This window comes from Hydrogenophaga sp. UC242_53 (assembly GCF_042696965.1).
GTDB lineage: Bacteria > Pseudomonadota > Gammaproteobacteria > Burkholderiales > Burkholderiaceae_C > Hydrogenophaga.
The window spans coordinates 3844313-3861858 of record NZ_CP170552.1; the positions used below are offsets into that span (position 1 = coordinate 3844313).

A 17546-nucleotide genomic window follows, 5' to 3' on the forward strand; every position below is an offset into this window, starting at 1 on the left:
CGCGGGCTTCACTCGACACGGATCCACACTTGGGTGCGGTAGAACGGGCCGATGTAGCCGCGCATTTCCAGCTTCTTGCCGTCTTCGACGGGCTTGAGGCGCGTGCGGTAGACCTTGCCGTTGTTCGGGTCGACGATGTCGCCGCCGTCGTAGACAGTCTTGTCATCGGCGCTCTGCTTGAGGTTGCGCAGGATGGTCATGCCCAGCACGGGCTTGTCCTTGCGCTCGTCGGTGCACTTGTCGCACACCGCGTCCTGCTTGCTGCTGGGGTCCAGCAGCTTTTCGATGGTGCCGCTGTAGACGCCGTTGTTTTCCTTGATGCGCACCAGGGACTTCTCTTTCTTCGAGTCGTCGTCGATCGTCTTCCACAGACCCACGGGCGACATCTGCGCGAAGGCGTGGCCGGTGAGCACAAGAAGCGAAACTGCCAGCGTGGTCTTGATCATGAAAGTCTCCTGGTGGTGGTGGGAAAGAAACCGCGTATTTACGCCAGCGCCGCGTCGGTGTCCATCAGCACCTTGCTGCCGGCGCGCGCGGTGCGCATCAGCGTCGCGGTCTCGGGGAACAGCTTGGCGAAGTAGAAACGCGCGGTCTGCAGCTTGGCGGTGTAGAACGGGTCGGTGTTGCCGGCCGCGATCTCGCGCAGCGCGACCTGCGCCATGCGCGCCCAGAAGTAACCGAACACCAGGTGGCCGGCCACGCGCAGGTAGTCCACGGCGGCGGCGCCCACTTCGTCGGCGTTCTGCAGGCCCTTGAAGCCGATCTCGGTGGTGAACTTGGTGATCTGCTCACCCAGCACGGCCAGCGGGTTGATGAACTCGGCCATCTTCTCGTTGACGCCCTCTTCCATCACCAGCGCACCGACCAGCTTGCCGAACTTCTTGAGCGTGGCGCCGTTGTTGCCCAGCACCTTGCGGCCGAGCAGGTCCAGGCTCTGGATGGTGTTGGTGCCTTCGTAGATCATGTTGATGCGGGCATCGCGCACGTACTGCTCCATGCCCCATTCCTTGATGTAGCCGTGGCCGCCGAACACCTGCTGGCACTGCGTGGCGGCGTTGTAGCCGTTGTCGGTCAGGAAGGCCTTGGTGATGGGGGTGAGCAGCGAGAGCATCTCGTCGCTGTCCTTGCGCACCTTCTCGTCGGGGTGGTTGTGCGCCTTCTCCAGCAGCACCGAGCAGAACATGGCCAACGCCCGGCCGCCTTCGGCGTAGGCCTTGGCGGTGAGCAGCATGCGGCGCACGTCGGGGTGCACGATGATGGGATCGGCCGGCTTGTCCTTGGCCTTGGGGCCGGTCAGCGAGCGCATCTGGATGCGGTCCTTGGCGTAGGCCAGCGCGTTCTGGTAGGCCACCTCGGTCAGGCCCAGCGACTGGTTGCCCACGCCCAGGCGGGCCGCGTTCATCATCACGAACATGGCCTGCATGCCCTTGTTGGGCTGGCCCACCAGGGTGCCGATGGCGCCGTCGATCACGATCTGCGCGGTGGCGTTGCCGTGGATGCCCATCTTGTGCTCCAGGCCGCCGCAGTAGATGCCGTTGCGCTCGCCCAGCGAACCGTCGGCCTTCACGTTGAACTTGGGCACGATGAACAGGCTCACGCCCTTGATGCCGGGGGGCGCGTCGGGCAGCCGGGCCAGCACCAGGTGGATGATGTTGTCGGCCATGTCGTGTTCACCGGCGCTGATGAAGATCTTGTTGCCGGTGAGCTTGTAGGTGCCGTCGGCCTGGGGTTCGGCCTTGGTGCGCATCAGGCCCAGGTCGGTGCCGCAGTGCGGTTCGGTCAGGCACATGGTGCCGGTCCATTCGCCGCTGGTCATCTTGGGCAGGTAGGTCTTCTTCTGATCGTCGGTGCCGTAGGTGTGCAGCGCGGCGTAGGCGCCGTGCGTGAGGCCGGGGTACATGGTCCAGGCCTGGTTGGCCGAGTTCATCATCTCGTAGAAGCACTGGTTCACCACCAGCGGCAGGCCCTGGCCGCCGAACGTGGGGTCGCACGACAGCGCGGCCCAGCCACCTTCGACGTAGGTCTTGTAGGCGTCCTTGAAGCCGGTGGGCGTCTTGACCTCGTGCGTGGCCTTGTCCAGCGTGCAGCCTTCGGTGTCGCCGCTGATGTTGAGCGGGAAGATCACCTGCGTGGCGAACTTGCCGGCTTCTTCGAGCACGGCGTTGATGGTGTCCACGTCCACATCGGCATGCTGGGGCATGGCCTTGAAGTCGTCGGTGACCTTGAGCACTTCGTGCATCACAAACTGCATGTCTCGCAGGGGCGGGTTGTAAACGGGCATGAGGAACTCCTGTGCTGGGTTTGTGAAAAGGCGAAAGGGATCAGCCCTGCGGCTTGCGCGCAGGCACCGGGGATTTGCGGGCGCGCGCGGGGGCGTCGCCGGGGGCGTGGCTGTAGCGCTCCACGATGCCCTCGAACGCCTGCAGCGCGCGGCGCACCGAATCGGGGCTGCGCAGGAAGCGGGCTTCGTAGTGCAGCGCGAGGATCTGTGCGTGGATTTCAAACGCCATCTGTGACGCGTCGGTGTCGGCCGCCAGGTGGCCTTCCTCGATCGCGATCTCGACCGCGCGGCGCATGGCCGAGAGCCAGGTGTTGACCGAGCTGGCCAGCGCGTCGCGCACCGGGCCGGGCCGGTCGTCGAACTCGACCGCGCCGCTGATGTAGATGCAGCCCGAATCGATCTCGACCGAGGTGCGCTTCATCCAGTTGTCGAACAGCTTGCGCAGGCGCGGCAGCCCGCGCGGCGCGACCATGGCGGGGTAAAACACCTCGTCCTCGAAACGCGTGTGGTACTCGCGCACCACCGAGATCTGCAGTTCCTCGCGCGAGCCGAAATGGGCGAACACGCCGGACTTGCTCATCTGCATGACCTCGGCCAGCGCGCCGATGGACAGACCTTCCAGGCCGATCTGCGTCGGCCAGGCCGAGCGCGGCATCGACGATGGCGGCCTTGGTCTGCTGCCCCTTCTGCAAGGGCTTGTGGGCCGGGGCGTCGGCGCGCGCGCGGCGGGCAGTGGGTGTGACGCTCATGGGGGTCGGTCCTGGTTGGATGAGGGCTCGAAAAAACGACCGTCCGAATAAATACGAACGGTCGTTCTATTTTTACCGCAAAACCGGGCTCCGGTGCAAACCACCGGCGTTTTGTGTGACCTTTGTTTAGGGGCTGCGCCCTAAATGCCGTGTTTCAGTGGCGAACGATGGGCAGCAGCAGCGCGAGGCTGTGCTCCAGGCTTTCGCTGGGCGAGCGCTTGAAGCCGCTGCGCGCGAACCGCTGCAGGCGCCCGACGCAGAAGGCGGTGATGACCGAGGCATCGGCCTGGGCATCGACCGTGGGCGTGGCGGCACCGGCCACCAGCGAGGTTTCGCGCAGGTTCTGGCGCAGCGCGGCTTCGATCTTGTCGAAGAACAGGTTCATGCGCTGCTGCAGGCGCTCGTTCTCGAACACCAGCGCGTCACCGACCATCACGCGCGTCATGCCGGGGTTCTTTTCGCCGAACTGCAGCAGCAGGGTGACGAGCTTGCGCGAGCGCACGTTGGCGTCGGCTTCGCGTTCGCCCAGCTGGTTGATGAGGCCGAACACCGACTGCTCGATGAACTCGATCAGGCCTTCGAACATCTGGGCCTTGCTGGCGAAATGGCGGTACAGCGCGGCCTCGCTCACCTCCAGCTTGGCGGCCAGGGCGGCGGTGGTGATGCGCTCGGCGCCGGGCTGCTGCAGCATGGTCGCCAGGGCTTCGAGGATCTGCACCCGGCGCTCGCCGGGTTTGGGCCGCTTGCGTCCACCACCCCCATCGGCATGCGCCGCCGCCTCGATGGCCTCGGCGGCTTCGCGCGCGGCTTTGTCTTCCGGGGTGGGGGACTCAGGGGCGTTGGATGTCATGGGCGGGCGATCCGTGAGGTTTCGGCGATTCTCGCACAGCGAGGTGACTTCTTTCTCAGTGCAACCGCGTGGTTGGCAGACAGTGAGTGACCGCCTCGATCGTGCGGCAACGGCCCTCAGTGCGAGCGGATCATGGTGCCGAAGGGCTCGTTGCCGAGCACCTCCAGCAGCAGGGCGTGCGGCACGCGGCCATCGATGATGTGCACCGCGTTCACACCGCTCTTGGCCGCGTCCAGCGCGCCGGCGATCTTGGGGATCATGCCGCCGGAGATGGTCCCATCCTCCACCAGGTCGTCGATCTGGCGCGGCGTGAGTTCGGTGAGCAGGCGCATGTCCTTGTCGAGCACGCCGCGGATGTTGGTGAGCATCAGCAGCTTCTCGGCCTGCAGCACGGTGGCCAGCTTGGCGGCCACCACGTCGGCGTTGATGTTGTAGCTCTCGTTCTGCTCGCCGAAGCCGATCGGGCTGACGACGGGGATGAACTGGTCGTCCTGCAGCGCCTTGACCACGGAAGGATCGATGCTGACGATGTCGCCCACCTGGCCGACGTCGTGCTCCAGGTTCGGGTCCTTCTGGTCGGTCATGCGCAGCTTCTGCGCGCGGATCATGGCGCCGTCGCGCCCGGTCAGGCCCACGGCCTTGCCGCCGGCCTGGTTGATCAGGCCCACGATGTCCTGCTGCACCTCGCCGGCCAGCACCCACTCCACCACTTCCATGGTTTCCGGGTCGGTCACGCGCATGCCCTGGATGAACTGGCCCTGCTTGCCCAGGCGCTTGAGCAGCGTCTCGATCTGCGGGCCGCCGCCGTGCACCACCACCGGGTTGATGCCGACCAGCTTGAGCAGCACCACGTCCTCGGCGAAATCCTGCTGCAGGGCCGGGTCGGTCATGGCATTGCCGCCGTACTTGATGACCATGGTCTTGCCGTGGTACTTGCGGATGTACGGCAGCGCCTGCGCCAGGATCTCGGCCTTGTCGCGCGGTGCAATGGAGGTGATGTCGGAGGGCTCGGTCATGCGGGTTCCTGCTATGCGGGCAAAAGCGAAATTCTAGGGCCGGCGCATGACACGCCCCGCTTGCCTGTCTCCAATCCAGAAATGCCGCGGAACCGGCTTTGCCGGGCCACAGGCATTGCCCCCTGCAAGGGGGTCGCGCGCAGCGCGGCGGGGGCTAGAAATGGATTCCTCGCATCATCTGCTGCATCGCCACCGCTTCGGGTGACAGCTGCGGCTTCGCGCCCTTCTCGCCCTTGGCCGCCGACGAGTCCGGGAACATGCGGAAGCTGGTGTTCATCACGATCTGCGCCACGCGCGGCACCAGCGCGTGCATCACCTGGCCGGTGACGCCCAGGCGCGTGGCGATGCGCACCGGCTTGAAGATGCAGGCCTGCGCGATCATGTCGGCCGCCTCTTCGGGCGCCAGCGTGGGCACGTTCTGGTAGATCTTGGTGGGCGCGATCATGGGCGTGCGCACCAGCGGCATGTTGATGGTGGTGAAGGTGATGCCCTGGTCGGCGAACTCGCTGGAGGCGCATCGCGTCCAGGCGTCCAGCGCGGACTTGCTGGCGCACGTAAGCCGAGAAACGCGGCGCGTTGGTGAGCACGCCGATGGAACTGATGTTGACCACGTGGCCCTTGCGCTTGGCACCATGCCCGGCAGAAAACCCATGGTCACGCGCAGGCAGCCGAAGTAGTTGAGCTGCATGGTGCGCTCGAAGTCGTGGAAGCGGTCGTAGCTGCCTTCGATGGCGCGGCGGATCGAGCGGCCGGCGTTGTTGATCAGGAAGTCCACGCCGCCGTGGTTCTGGATCAGCAGCTGCACGAACCGGTCGGCGTCGGCCATGTCGGCGATGTCGGCCGGGTAGGCGATGAACTGGTAGCCCTTGTCCTTGGCCTCCTTGCAGGCCTCGTCGAGCTTGTCCTGGTCACGCCCGCAGATGATGGTGACGGCGCCCGCCTCGGCGAACTTGTGCGCCGCCGCCAGGCCGATGCCCGAGCTGCCGCCCGTGACCAGCACCACCTTGCCCGCCACCGTGCCCTTGAGGCTGCGGTCGATGTGCAGGTCGGGGTCGAGGTGGCGCTCCCAGTAGTCCACAGGCGCCAGGCGTAGTCCTTGAGGTTGGGGCATTCGATGCCGCTGCCCTTGAGCGCGGCCAGCGTCTCGCGGCAGTCGAAGCGCGTGGGGTAGTTGACGAAGGTCATCATGTCCTCGGGCAGGCCGAGGTCCTGCATGACAGCCTTGTAGACCCGGCGCACCGGCGCCAGCGCCATCAACCCCTTCTTAACGCTCTTGGGGATGAAGCCCATCAGCGCGGCGTTGACGAACAGGTTCATCTTGGGCGCGTGCGCGGCCTTGCTCAGGATGTCGAGCACGTCGCCGACGCGGTAGCCCATCGGGTCGACCAGGTGGAAGCAGGCGCCGCTGCCGCGCTTCTGGTGGGCGATGTGGTCGAGCGAATCGACCACGAAATCGACCGGCACGATGTTGATGCGCCCGCCCTCCAGGCCCACGCTGGGCATCCAGGGCGGCAGGATCTGGCGCATGCGCTGGATCAGCTTGAAGAAGTAGTAGGGCCCGTCGATCTTGTCCATCTCGCCGGTGCGCGAGTCGCCCACCACGGCGGCCGGCCGGTACACGCTCCACGGCACCTTGCATTCCTTGCGCACGATCTTCTCGCTCTCGTGCTTGGTCATGAAGTAGGGGTGGTCGTAGTTCTCGGCCTCCTCGAACATGTCCTCGCGGAACACGCCTTCGTACAGGCCGGCGGCCGCGATCGACGAGACGTGGTGGAAGTGGCCCGCGCCGATCGCCTTGGCGAACTCGACCGTGTTGCGCGTGCCATCCACGTTGACCGCGATCTGGCTTTCCTCATCGGCTTCCAGGTCGTACACGGCGGCGAGGTGGAAGAAGTGGTCGACCTGGCCCTTGAGCGCCTTCACGTCGTCGGCCGACACGCCCAGCTTCTTGGCCGTGAGGTCGCCGAACACCGGCACCGCGCGCGATGCGCTCACGCCCCAGTACTCGCGCAGCCCCGCCACCTTGCCTTCGCTCTCCTGACGGATCAGGAAATGCACCACCGCGCCCTTGCGCTGCAGCAGCTTGGCCACCAGGCGTTTGCCAATGAAGCCGGTGGCACCGGTGACGAAGTAATGCATGAAGGTCTCCTGAAGCGGTTGGAATCAAAGAAAGAGGGGCGCAGTGTGCCCGCCATTCTTGACCAGGTCGGGGGCCCCCGCCTTCCGCAAAAACCCGTGTGGGGTTTAGTCTTGCGCCCCTACACACGCCCGGCGCGCGGGCCGTACAGTGGCCCATCGTTGCGGCGGCCCGTTCGCCCTCCCCGTTTTTCCAACCCCTCCAGGAGCATCCCCATGGTCAAGAAAATCCAGAAAGCCGGCAGCGCCGCCAAGCCCACCGCCGCGGGCTTCAACTCCCCGCTGTCGGGTGCCATCAAGGATTCCGCGCAGCAGATCTGGCTGGCCGGCCTGGGTGCGTTCTCCAAGGCGCAGGAAGAAGGCGGCAAGGCCTTCGAGTCGCTCGTGAAGGAAGGCCTGTCCATCCAGCGCAAGACGCAGGCCGTGGCCGAGGAGCGCATTTCCGAAGCGACCAACCGCGTGAGCAGCATGGCCGCCGACATCTCGTCCAAGGCCACCGGCCAGTGGGACAAGCTGGAAAACATCTTCGAAGAGCGCGTGGCCAAGGCGCTGAACAAGCTGGGCGTGCCCTCGGCGCGCGATGTGGAAGCGCTGATCGAACGCATCGACGCGCTCAACCGCCACGTGCAAGGCCTGAGCGGCAAGGCCCCGGCCAAGACCGCGGCGCGCAAGGCCGCACCGGCCAAGAAGGCCGCTCCCGCCAAGAAGGCGGCCGCGCGCAAGGCCCCGCGCAAGGCGGCCTGAGCCGATGCGGGCCGGCCACGGCACGAAGAACCAGGGGGCGCATGACGCCCCCTTTTCGCGTCCGCGCCGCATGCTGCAACGCAGCAGTTTCGCCGCGCTTCGCGGTCTACACTCAAACGCATGACGACGTCCCGCAAAGCCTCCCAACGACCGGCCCCGCAGAAGTCGCGCCGTCCCCGCATCGCCCTGGCCCTGGCCGGTGGCGGGCCGCTCGGGGCGATCTACGAAATCGGCGCGCTGTGCGCGCTGGACGACACCCTGCCGGGCCTGGACCTCAACGACTGCGAGCACTACGTCGGCGTGTCCGCCGGCGGGTTCATCGCCGCCGGCCTGGCCAACGGCATCCGCCCGCGCCAGCTGTGCGAGGCCTTCATCGAAGACCGGCCGGGGGACGACAACTTCGACCCGTCCTGGTTGCTCAAGCCCGCCTGGGGCGAGTTCGGTGACCGGCTGCAGCGCCTGCCGCGCCTGATCGGCAGTGCCTTGTGGGCCTGGGGCGTGCACCGCAAGCCCTTCACCCACGCGCTCGAACGCGTGGGCGCGGCGCTGCCCACCGGTGTGCTCGACAACGAGGGCATCCACCAGCAGATTCAGCGCCTGTTCAGCCAGCCGGGGCGCAGCAACGACTTCCGCGAGCTGCGCGCGCGCCTGACCCTGGTGCGCAACGCAGCTCGACACCGGCGACGCCGCGCCCTTCGGCCGCCCGGGCTGGGACCACGTGCCGATCTCGCGCGCCATCCAGGCCAGCGCGGCCCTGCCCGGTCTGTTCCCGCCGGTGGAGATCGGCGGCCAGCACTACGTGGACGGCGCGCTCAAGAAAACGCTGCACGCCACCGTGGCGCTGGACGAAGGCACCGACCTGCTGCTGTGCCTGAACCCGCTGGTGCCCTTCCACACCAACCCCAGCCTGCACGACGGCCGGCGCATTCCCTCGCTGGTCGAGGGCGGCCTGCCCGCGGTGATGAGCCAGACCTTCCGCTCGATGATCCATTCGCGGCTGGCGCTGGGCCTCAAGCACTACGAGCGCGCCTACCCCGGCACCGACATCGTGCTGATCGAACCCGACCAGCGCGACGCCACGCTGTTCTTCGCCAACACCTTCAGCTACCGCCAGCGCCGCGAGATCGCGGAGCACGCCTACCAGCAGACCCGCCGCATGCTGCTGGACCGGCAGGCCGAGCTGGGGCCGCAGCTGGCGCGCCATGGTGTCACGCTGGACCTGGCCGCGCTGCGCGACCCGCAGCGGCGCCTGCTGGGTGCCGCGCGCACCCCACCGGCACGCACCACCCTGGCCGCGCGGCTGCACGCCACGCTGGATGACCTGCAGCGGCACCTCGAAGGTCCCGCCGCGCCCGCCCACAGCCGCTGAAAGCGCCGCGCCATGGCCAAGAAAGCCCCGCGACGCACCGCCGAGCGCATCCTGGAGGTGACGCTGGAGCTGTTCAACCGCTTCGGCGAACCCAACGTCTCCACCACCCTGATCTCGGCCGAGCTCGGCATCAGCCCGGGCAACCTGTATTACCACTACCCGGCCAAGGACGAGCTGATCAACTCGCTGTTCGAGCGCTACGAGCGCTCGCTCGGTGAACTGCTCAGCGCCAGCGAAGGCGTGCGCAACGTGGAGGACGCCTGGTTCTTCCTGCACTCGCTGTTCGAAATCATCTGGGAGTACCGCTTTCTCTACCGCGACCTCAACGACCTGCTCTCGAAGAACCGCCTGCTGGAAACCCGTTTCCAGACCGTGCTGAAAAACAAGTCGCGCGCGATCCGCCACCTGCTCGACGGCATGAGCCGCCACGGCGCGGTGAGCATCGACGCGCGCGAGAGCGAACCCACCGCCACCAGCATGGTGGTGGTGCTCACCTACTGGCTGAGCTTCGAGTACGTGCGCGACCCGCGCAACGCCCTGGAGCCCGACAACGCGCAGCAGGCCCTGCTGCGCGGCGCACACCACGTGCTCAACCTGCTGGCGCCCTACCTGGAAGCCACGCAGCGGCAACACCTCATGACGCTCACCGGCGCCTACGGTCCCCAGTCCTGAACACCTCCCGGGAGAATCCACCATGGCCGATTGGAAACCCTTTCCCTCCGCAGGCCACACCCCATTGGACGCCGACCGCCTCAAGGCGCTCTGGAGCCGGCTGCATCGCGGCGATGCCGAACCCTGGCCCGAGGAGTCGGCCGTGGTGCAGGCCTGGGTGCTGTTCCACAACGGCGAGTTCCAGCGCGCGGCCGAGGCCGGCCTGGCCTTGGGCGACGCGGGCATGAACGTGGCCAACAAGGCCACCTGCATCTACGCCAACTACCTGGAGGCGCGCGAGCAGGTCCGCCAGGACCTGCTGCTCGAGGCCGCGGCCCGGGCCGAAGCCCTGCAACGCCGGCAGGCCGACCACACCGGGGCCTGGTACTGGCAGGCCTACGCGCTGGGGCGCTACAGCCAGGGCATCAGCGTGGCCAAGGCACTCACGCAGGGCCTGGGCGTGCGCATCCGCCACGCGCTGGAGACGACGATCTCGCGCTGCCCGCACCACGCCGATGCCCACCTCACCCTGGCCGCGTTCCACGCCGAGGTGATCGACAAGGTGGGCAGCATGGTCGGCGGCATGACCTACGGCGCCAACAAGGCGACCGGCCTGTCGCTGTACCAGAAGGCGATGGCGCTCAACCCGGACTCGGTCGTGACGCTGACCGAGTACGCCAACGGCCTGGTCATGCTGGAAGGCATCGACGCGCTGCCCGAGGCGAACCGGCTGCTCGACCGCGCGGCGTCGATCGAGCCGCAGGACGCGATGGAGCGCCTGTACGTCGCGTCGGCGCGGGTGGCGCTGGACAGCTGATCAGCCGGCCGACAGGCCGTCGACCACCTGGAACAGGGCCTGCCGCGCCTGCGACACGATCTGCGCCTTCCACTCGTCGGTGTCCACGTAGAACGCGGCCAGCGTGCGCGCCTTGATCGCGGCGCGCAATTCGGCCGGTGCCTCCGGATGGAGGTGCTGCCAGTGGTCACCGCGCAGCGCGTCGATCACCTCGGTCACGGGCACCGTGCCGTACTCCATGGCGATGCCGGTGTACTCGGCCTGCGGGCACTCTTCGTACGCCGCGCACCACATCAGGCCGGTGAGCAGGGCCGAGGTGGACGAGCCGTCGTAGATCGAGGTCACGGGAGTCTTGCCATCACCGCCCCACCAGGCCCGCGCGCGCTGGAGCGCGGCCGCATCGTCGGCGCAGGCGAAGATGCGCTCGCCCAGGCCCGTGGGTCCCAGGCCGGTGTGCAGGTCGATCCATCCGAGGCGCCGGGCCTGGCGGCCGTGCCGGCGAAGCACCGCGCGCAGCGTCTGGTTGCTCCAGGTCGCGGCGGTGCCGCCAAAGAACAAGCCGTCGGCGAACGCGTGCTGGCCCTGCGTCACCGCTGCCTGGAAACGCGGGAGGCCGTGCTCGGCGATCCAGGCCTGGATCGCGGCCTCGTTCTGCGCCGTCGGCGGCCACTGCGCGGGCAGCAGCAAGCCGTGCAACTCGGCGTAGGCCGGGTTCTGCGGCAGCGCCTTGCTGAAGTCCTGGAAGTTGCGGTTGAGGTCCACGTTCTCGTTCGTCACGCGGCGCACCCACGAGAAGCCGTGCGGGTTGAGCGCGTGGATGTAGAGCACGGCCACACCGGCCGAGCGCGCGTGTTCGCGCCAGTCGGCGTCGTGCGTGGCGAACACCTGCACGCCCGAGCCGCAGTAACCCTCGACCCCATGGCAGGCGCTGCTCACGATCAGCAGGCGCTCTGCATCGGGCGAGCCGTCGAGCGCCACGTCCATCGCGAGCGTCTCACCGTCGCGGCCCGGCAGCGGGTGGTTGTGGCTGGTGATCGCCATGCCGGCGGCCGCCGCGCCTTCGAGGAAGCGCACCCGGGCGCGGGCGTAGGAAGAGGAAAAGGCGTCCTGGGGCGAGATCAAGCGGCACCTCCGGTGCGTGCCTGGCCCAGCCACTTTTCGGCCAGTCGCACCCAGAAGGTCGCCCCCAGCGGGATCAGGTCGTCGTTGAAGTCGTAGCTCGGGTTGTGCAGCATGCAGGGGCCGCCGCCATGACCCATCTCGCGGTGCGCGCCGTCGCCGTTGGCGATGAAGGCGTAGCAGCCCGGCTTTTCCTGCAGCATGTAGGCGAAATCTTCCGCGCCCATGGTGGGCTCCTGCTCCAGCACGTGGTCCGCACCGACGATCTCGGCCATCACCTCGCGCGCGAACGCGGTCTCGGCCGGGTGGTTGATGGTGGGCGGGTAGTTGCGGTGGAACTTGAACTCCACCGTGGCGCCGAAGGCCGCGCAGGTGTGCTCGGCGATCTCCTGCATGCGGCGCTCGATCAGGTCGAGCACCTCGTAGGTGAAGGTGCGCACGGTGCCCTGGATCTCGCAGCTGTCGGGCACCACGTTGGTGGCCTCGCCGGTGTGGATCATGGTGACCGAGATCACGCCGGCGTCCACCGGCTTCTTGTTGCGCGTGATGATGGTCTGGAAGGCCTGCACCATCTGGCAGGCCACGGGCACCGGGTCGATGCCGTTGTGCGGCAGCGCGGCGTGCGAGCCCTTGCCGCGGATGACGATGTGGAACTCGTTGCTCGACGCCATCACCGGGCCGGCGCTCGCGGCGAAGGTGCCCACGGGCAGGCCAGGCCAGTTGTGCATGCCGAACACGGCCTCGACCGGGAACTGCTCGAACAGCCCGTCCTTGATCATCTCGCGCGCGCCGCCGCCGCCCTCTTCGGCCGGCTGGAAGATCAGGTAGACCGTGCCGTCGAAGTTGCGGTGTTTCGCGAAATGCTGCGCCGCGGCCAGCAGCATGGCGACGTGGCCGTCGTGGCCGCAGGCGTGCATCTTGCCGGCGTGCTGGCTGGCGTGCGCGAAGGTGTTGTGCTCCTGCATGGGCAGGGCGTCCATGTCGGCGCGCAGGCCGATGGCGCGCCCGCTTTGGCCGCCGTCGCGGCCGTGCACGATGCCCACCACGCCGGTGGTGCCCAGGCCCCGGTGCACCGGAATGCCCCAGTCGGTGAGTTTCTGCGCCACCACGTCGGCGGTGCGCACTTCCTGGAAACAGAGCTCGGGGTGGGCGTGGATGTCGCGTCGCACAGCGGCGATGCTGGCCGCCTGGGTCAGGATGGAGTCAATCAGCTTCATGGGGAACCCTCTCGATACCCCTCGGGGCACCTGTTCAAAGGGGCCATGGTACCCAAGGCAGGGGACCACGATGGCCCCCGGGGCGACAACCGAGTGCGTTCAGGGGGATCCACTGGCGGGCTCAGCGCCGGATGCGGCCGTCTTCGGTGAGCAGGGTCATCTCGACGAAGCGCGAGCCGGTGTGCTTGTTGGGCCCGAAATCCACCGGAAAACCACCCAGATCGAGGTTGCGCAAGCCCTGGACGGCGTGGATGAAGCCCTCGCGCGTGAGGTTGCGCCCGGCGCGCTGCGCGGCTTCGCTGAACACCTTGGCCGCGACGTAGCCCTCCATGCTGGAATGGTTGGGCACCAGGCCCGGCCGGGCCTTGACCGCGGCGAGGTACTCGCTGGCAATGGGCGTGACCGGCGTGTAGGGAAAGGGCATGACCTGGCTGACCAGCACGCCCTTGGCCATCGCGCCGAGTTCATCGAGCAGGGCCTGCGTGCCGACCACGGAGACGTTGTAGAAGTTGCCGGTGTAGCCCCGGCCGCGCGCCAGGCGGACGAAGACCGCACAGGCCTTGTAGACACCGATCTGCACGATGGCCTCGGGCCGATGGGCCAGGATCTCGTCGACCGCTTTCACCACGTCCACCGAATGGCGTTCGACGGTGCCCAGCGCCACGGGCGACAGGTTCTGCGCCTGGAGCGCGCGCGCCACGCCCTCCAGACCAGCTTGGCCATAGGCATCGTTCTGATGGAACACGGCGATCTTCTTGATGCCGGTGCCGGTGATCTGGCGCACGATGGCCGCAGTCTCGTCCTGGTAAGAGGCGCGCACATGAATGGCATAGCGGTTGAAGGGCACGCGCAAGGCTTCGGCCCCGCTGGCGGGCGCGAAGAACGGCAGCTTCGCTTCGGTGCCAGGGGCAGGGCCGCCGCGCTGGTGAGCGTGCCGATGTAGCCGAACAGCGCGAACACGCCTTCGCTCAGGAATTGCCGGGTGTTGGCCGCGCAGCGATCGGGATCGTCGCCATCGTCCAGGCGCCGCAACTCGATGCGCCGGCCCTGCACGCCGCCCTTCTGGTTCAGGGCCTCGAAAAACAGCTGCGCGCCCAGGTAGAACTGCAGGCCCAATTGTTCGGACGCCCCGCTGAACGGGGCCGACTGCCCCAGCACGATGCGGGTGTCGCTGATGCCCACCGACTGCGCCCGGGCGGCGAACGCCACCCCGCCCAGGGTGGGCCAGAGGGCCAGGCGGCCCGCGTGTCCAAGCATGTCTCTGCGTCGCATGATCCGTTCCCCCAACCGCGTGAATGTGTTCCGCAGCGTAGGCCAAATCCCCGGCGAAAGTAAGGCTTTCGGCCTGCATTTCGTCGCCGATGAACGGGGGCCGCGTGAGCGAGTGCACGCAAGTGCGACCGGCAAGGACATGGGGGCGCGAATATCATGAACGGCTGCCACACCATCGCCCCATGACACCCCTCACGACCACCCCGGAACCGCAACAGGTGCGCGGCGCCTGCCCGCACGACTGCCCCGACACCTGCGCCCTGGTCACCACGGTGGAGAACGGCGTGGCCCTGCGCGTGCAGGGCAACCCGGCGCACCGCCACACCGACGGCGCCCTGTGCACCAAGGTCTCGCGCTACGCCGAGCGCAGCTACCACCCCGAGCGCCTGCTCACCCCGCTCAGGCGCAGCGGCCCCAAGGGCAGCGGCCGCTTCGAGCCGGTGGGCTGGGACGAAGCGCTCGACGACATCGCGCAACGCCTGCAGGCCATCGCCGCGCGCGACCCGCAGGCCATCCTGCCCTACAGCTACGCCGGCACCATGGGCCTGGTGCAGGGCGAGGCCATGGCCGGGCGCTTCTTCCACCGCCTGGGCGCGTCCCTGCTCGACCGCACGATCTGCGCCTCGGCGGGCGGCGAAGGCCTGGTGCAGACGCTGGGCGGCAAGGTCGGCATGAAGGTCGAGCACTTCGCGCGCTCCAAGCTGATCCTGATCTGGGGCAGCAACTCGATCGGCAGCAACCTGCACTTCTGGCGGCTGGCGCAACAGGCCAAGCGCGAGGGCGCGCGCCTGGTCTGCATCGACCCGCGCCGCACCGAAACGGCCGACAAGTGCCACGAACACATCGCCCTGCGCCCCGGCACCGACGCCGCGCTGGCGCTGGCGCTGATGCACCAGCTCATCACCCACGGCTGGCTGGACCACGGCTACATCGAACGCCACACCCTGGGCTGGGAAGGCCTGCGCGAACGCGCCCTGCAATGGCCGCCCGAGCGCGCCGCCGAGGTCTGCGGCGTGCCGGTGCAGCAGATCGTGGACCTGGCGCGCGCCTACGGCACCACGAAACCGGCGGCGATCCGCCTCAACTACGGCATGCAGCGCGTGCGCGGCGGCGGCAACGCGGTGCGCGCCATCGCCTGCCTGCCCGCCCTGGTGGGCGCCTGGCGCGACCCGGCCGGCGGCCTGCTGCTCTCGGCCTCGGGCCACTTCCCCGTGCAGCGCGCGGCCTTGCAGCGGCCCGAGCTGCTGGCCGGGCGCGCGGCGCGCACGATCAACATGAGCACCATCGGCGACGACCTGCTGCGCCAGACCTCGCCCGGCTTCGGCCCGAAGGTCGAGGCCGTGATCGTCTACAACAGCAACCCGGTGGCGGTGGCGCCGGAGTCCGGCAAGGTGGTGCAGGGCTTCGAGCGCGAAGACCTGTTCACCGTGGTGCTGGAGCATTTCCAGACCGACACCGCCGACCTCGCCGACTACATCCTGCCGGCCACCACGCAGCTGGAGCACTGGGACATCCACACCAGCTACGGCCATACCGACGTGCTGCTCAACCGGCCCGCCATCGCCCCGGTCGGCCAGGCCCGCACCAACACCGACATCTTTCGCGCGCTGGCCGCGCGCCTGGGCTTCGACGAACCGTGTTTCGCCGACGACGACCTCACGCTGTGCCGCACCGCCTTCGGCGACGCGGTGGACTTCCAGCAGCTGCTGGACCAGGGCTTTGCCACGCTGAACCTGCCCGAGGCCCCGTTTGCCGATGGGCAATTCCCCACCGCCTCGGGCCGCTGCGAGTTCCACAGCGCGCGGCTGGCGGCCAAGGGCGAGGATGGCCTGCCCGACCACCTGCCCAACTTCGAGGCCTTCGGCAGCTCGACCCAGTTCCCGCTCGCCATGATCTCGCCGCCCGCGCGCAACTTCCTCAACTCCAGCTTCGTCAACGTGACCAGCCTGCGCGACATCGAGGGTGAGCCTCTGCTGGAAATCCACGCCGACGACGCCGCCGCGCGCGGCATCGCCAGCGGCCAGATGGTGCGCGTGTTCAACCAGCGCGGCGAATACCGCTGCAAGGCCAGCGTGTCCAAGCGGGCCCGTCCCGGCGTGGTCAACGGCCTGGGCATCTGGTGGCGCAAGCTCGGGCCCTTCGGCACCAACGTCAACGAGGTCACGAGCCAGCGCCTCACCGACATGGGCGGCGGCCCGGTGTTCTACGACTGCCTGGTCGAAGTGGCGACCCTGCCCGAGGGCGCCTGATGCGGCGCGGCCTGGCGCTCATGGCCCTCGCCCTGCTGGGCGCAGGCTGCGCCAGCACCACCGGCGTGGGCTATTACTGGCAGTCGGTCACCGGCCACCTGCGGCTGATGCAGGCCGCGCGCCCGGTGGACGACTGGCTGGCCGACGCCCAGGCGCCGGAGCGCCTCAAGGAACGGTTGGCGCTGGCCCGGCGCATCCGCGCCTTCGCCGTCACCGAGCTCGCCCTGCCCGACAACGCCAGCTACCACCGCTACGCCGACCTGCAGCGCCGCGCCGCGGTCTACAACGTGGTCGCCGCGCCCGCGCTCTCGCTCACGCTGCAGACCTGGTGTTTCCCGGTCGCCGGCTGCGTGGGCTACCGGGGCTACTTCGACGAGGCCGACGCGCGCGCCTTCGCCCGCACCCTGCCCGCCGACCTGGAGGTCGTGGTCTACCCCGTGCCCGCCTACTCCACCCTGGGCTGGATGAACTGGGCCGGCGGCGACCCCTTGCTCAACACCTTCATCGGCTACCCGGAAGGCGAGCTGGCCCGCATCGTCTTCCACGAACTCGCGCACCAGGTGGCCTATGCCCGGGGCGACACCGAGTTCAACGAGGCTTTCGCCACCAGCGTGGAGCGGCTGGGCGGTGCACGCTGGCTCACGACCCAGGCGAGCGAGCAGGCGCGCGCCGACTACGCGGTGTTCGACCAGCGCCGGCGCGCCTTCCGCTCGCTCACCTTCTCCGTGCGCCAGCAATTGCAGGACATCTACCGGGACACCACGATCGACGACGCCGAGAAGGCGCGGCGCAAGGCCACCGCCATGACCGGCTTCCACCGCAGCTACCAGGACCTCAAGCGCGGCTGGGGCGGCTTCGCCGGCTACGACCCCTTCGTGGCCCAGGCCAACAACGCGAGCTTCGCGGCCCAGGCGGCCTACGACGGCCTGGTCCCGGCCTTCGAGGCCTTGTTCGAGCGCGAAGGGCGGGACTTCGCGCGGTTCTATGATGCGGTTCGCACCCTGGCCGCGCTGCCCAAGGAAGAACGGCAAGCGCAGTTGCGCCGCCTGGCACCTGCCGGCGCGCCCCAGGTGGCCCGCCACCCCTGACCCCGGCAA

Annotated in this window: 13 protein-coding genes and 4 pseudogenes; 7 read left to right on the forward strand and 10 right to left on the reverse strand. The window is 68.3% G+C overall.

All coding sequences use genetic code 11. The features are described 5' to 3' along the window. Positions 1-8: 8 nt before the first annotated feature. The 7 genes and pseudogenes from ACFJI0_RS19335 to ACFJI0_RS19365 form a co-directional block, all read right to left on the reverse strand. Positions 9-446: a DUF2147 domain-containing protein gene (locus ACFJI0_RS19335; RefSeq protein WP_382154167.1), complete on the reverse strand. Its 438-nt coding sequence runs from the start codon at positions 444-446 to the stop codon at positions 9-11. 38 nt (positions 447-484) lie between these two features. Continuing rightward, positions 485-2281, reverse strand: a complete 1797-nt coding sequence (locus tag ACFJI0_RS19340) for an acyl-CoA dehydrogenase C-terminal domain-containing protein (protein WP_382321931.1) — start codon at positions 2279-2281, stop codon at positions 485-487. A gap of 40 nt (positions 2282-2321) precedes the next feature. Then, a pseudogene (locus tag ACFJI0_RS19345) lies at positions 2322-3030 on the reverse strand (TetR/AcrR family transcriptional regulator). Positions 3031-3184: 154 nt separating this feature from the next. Further along, on the reverse strand, positions 3185-3880 hold the full coding sequence (slmA, locus tag ACFJI0_RS19350; RefSeq protein ID WP_382321933.1) for a nucleoid occlusion factor SlmA: 696 nt from the start codon (positions 3878-3880) through the stop codon (positions 3185-3187). A gap of 116 nt (positions 3881-3996) precedes the next feature. Next, positions 3997-4896, reverse strand: a complete 900-nt coding sequence (argB, locus tag ACFJI0_RS19355; RefSeq protein ID WP_382321935.1) for an acetylglutamate kinase — start codon at positions 4894-4896, stop codon at positions 3997-3999. 154 nt (positions 4897-5050) lie between these two features. Continuing rightward, positions 5051-6007 (reverse strand): SDR family NAD(P)-dependent oxidoreductase, encoded by a 957-nt coding sequence (locus ACFJI0_RS19360; RefSeq protein WP_382321936.1) that lies wholly within the window; start codon positions 6005-6007, stop codon positions 5051-5053. A gap of 386 nt (positions 6008-6393) precedes the next feature. After that, positions 6394-7035, reverse strand: a pseudogene (locus ACFJI0_RS19365) (SDR family oxidoreductase); the annotation flags it as partial. A gap of 213 nt (positions 7036-7248) precedes the next feature. On the opposite strand from ACFJI0_RS19365, the gene ACFJI0_RS19370 reads away from it, so the two are divergent. The 5 genes and pseudogenes from ACFJI0_RS19370 (at position 7249) to ACFJI0_RS19390 (ending at position 10613) form a co-directional block, all read left to right on the forward strand. Further along, positions 7249-7776, forward strand: a complete 528-nt coding sequence (locus ACFJI0_RS19370) for a phasin family protein (RefSeq protein ID WP_382154151.1) — start codon at positions 7249-7251, stop codon at positions 7774-7776. 120 nt (positions 7777-7896) lie between these two features. Beyond that, positions 7897-8325: pseudogene (locus tag ACFJI0_RS19375) on the forward strand (patatin-like phospholipase family protein); the annotation flags it as partial. A 169-nt stretch (positions 8326-8494) separates the two neighbouring features. Continuing rightward, positions 8495-9145: a patatin-like phospholipase family protein gene (locus ACFJI0_RS19380; RefSeq protein ID WP_382321938.1), complete on the forward strand. Its 651-nt coding sequence runs from the start codon at positions 8495-8497 to the stop codon at positions 9143-9145. A gap of 12 nt (positions 9146-9157) precedes the next feature. After that, positions 9158-9817 carry a TetR/AcrR family transcriptional regulator gene (locus tag ACFJI0_RS19385; protein ID WP_291111097.1) on the forward strand — a complete coding sequence of 220 codons (660 nt, stop codon included), beginning with the start codon at positions 9158-9160 and terminating at the stop codon, positions 9815-9817. Positions 9818-9839: 22 nt separating this feature from the next. Further along, on the forward strand, positions 9840-10613 hold the full coding sequence (locus ACFJI0_RS19390) for a hypothetical protein (RefSeq protein WP_382321940.1): 774 nt from the start codon (positions 9840-9842) through the stop codon (positions 10611-10613). Here ACFJI0_RS19390 and ACFJI0_RS19395 read toward each other — a convergent pair whose 3' ends face one another. From ACFJI0_RS19395 to ACFJI0_RS19405, 3 genes and pseudogenes are all read right to left on the reverse strand, one after another. Continuing rightward, positions 10614-11714: a M14 family metallopeptidase gene (locus ACFJI0_RS19395; protein ID WP_382321942.1), complete on the reverse strand. Its 1101-nt coding sequence runs from the start codon at positions 11712-11714 to the stop codon at positions 10614-10616. Next, a complete protein-coding gene (locus ACFJI0_RS19400; protein WP_382321943.1) occupies positions 11711-12928 on the reverse strand; it encodes a M20 aminoacylase family protein in 1218 nt (405 codons plus the stop codon). The genes ACFJI0_RS19395 and ACFJI0_RS19400 overlap by 4 nt, the downstream gene beginning before the upstream one ends. Positions 12929-13049: 121 nt before the next feature. Then, positions 13050-14341 (reverse strand): annotated as a pseudogene (locus tag ACFJI0_RS19405) (ABC transporter substrate-binding protein). 41 nt (positions 14342-14382) lie between these two features. Between ACFJI0_RS19405 and ACFJI0_RS19410 the strand changes: the two are divergent. Both ACFJI0_RS19410 and ACFJI0_RS19415 read left to right on the forward strand, forming a co-directional pair. Further along, positions 14383-16449, forward strand: coding sequence for a molybdopterin-dependent oxidoreductase (locus ACFJI0_RS19410; protein WP_382321944.1), 2067 nt, complete (start codon positions 14383-14385; stop codon positions 16447-16449). Continuing rightward, entirely contained in the window at positions 16449-17537 is a 1089-nt protein-coding gene (locus ACFJI0_RS19415; RefSeq protein ID WP_382321945.1) for an aminopeptidase, read from the forward strand. Before ACFJI0_RS19410 ends, ACFJI0_RS19415 begins: the two co-directional genes overlap by 1 nt. Positions 17538-17546 lie beyond the last annotated feature (9 nt).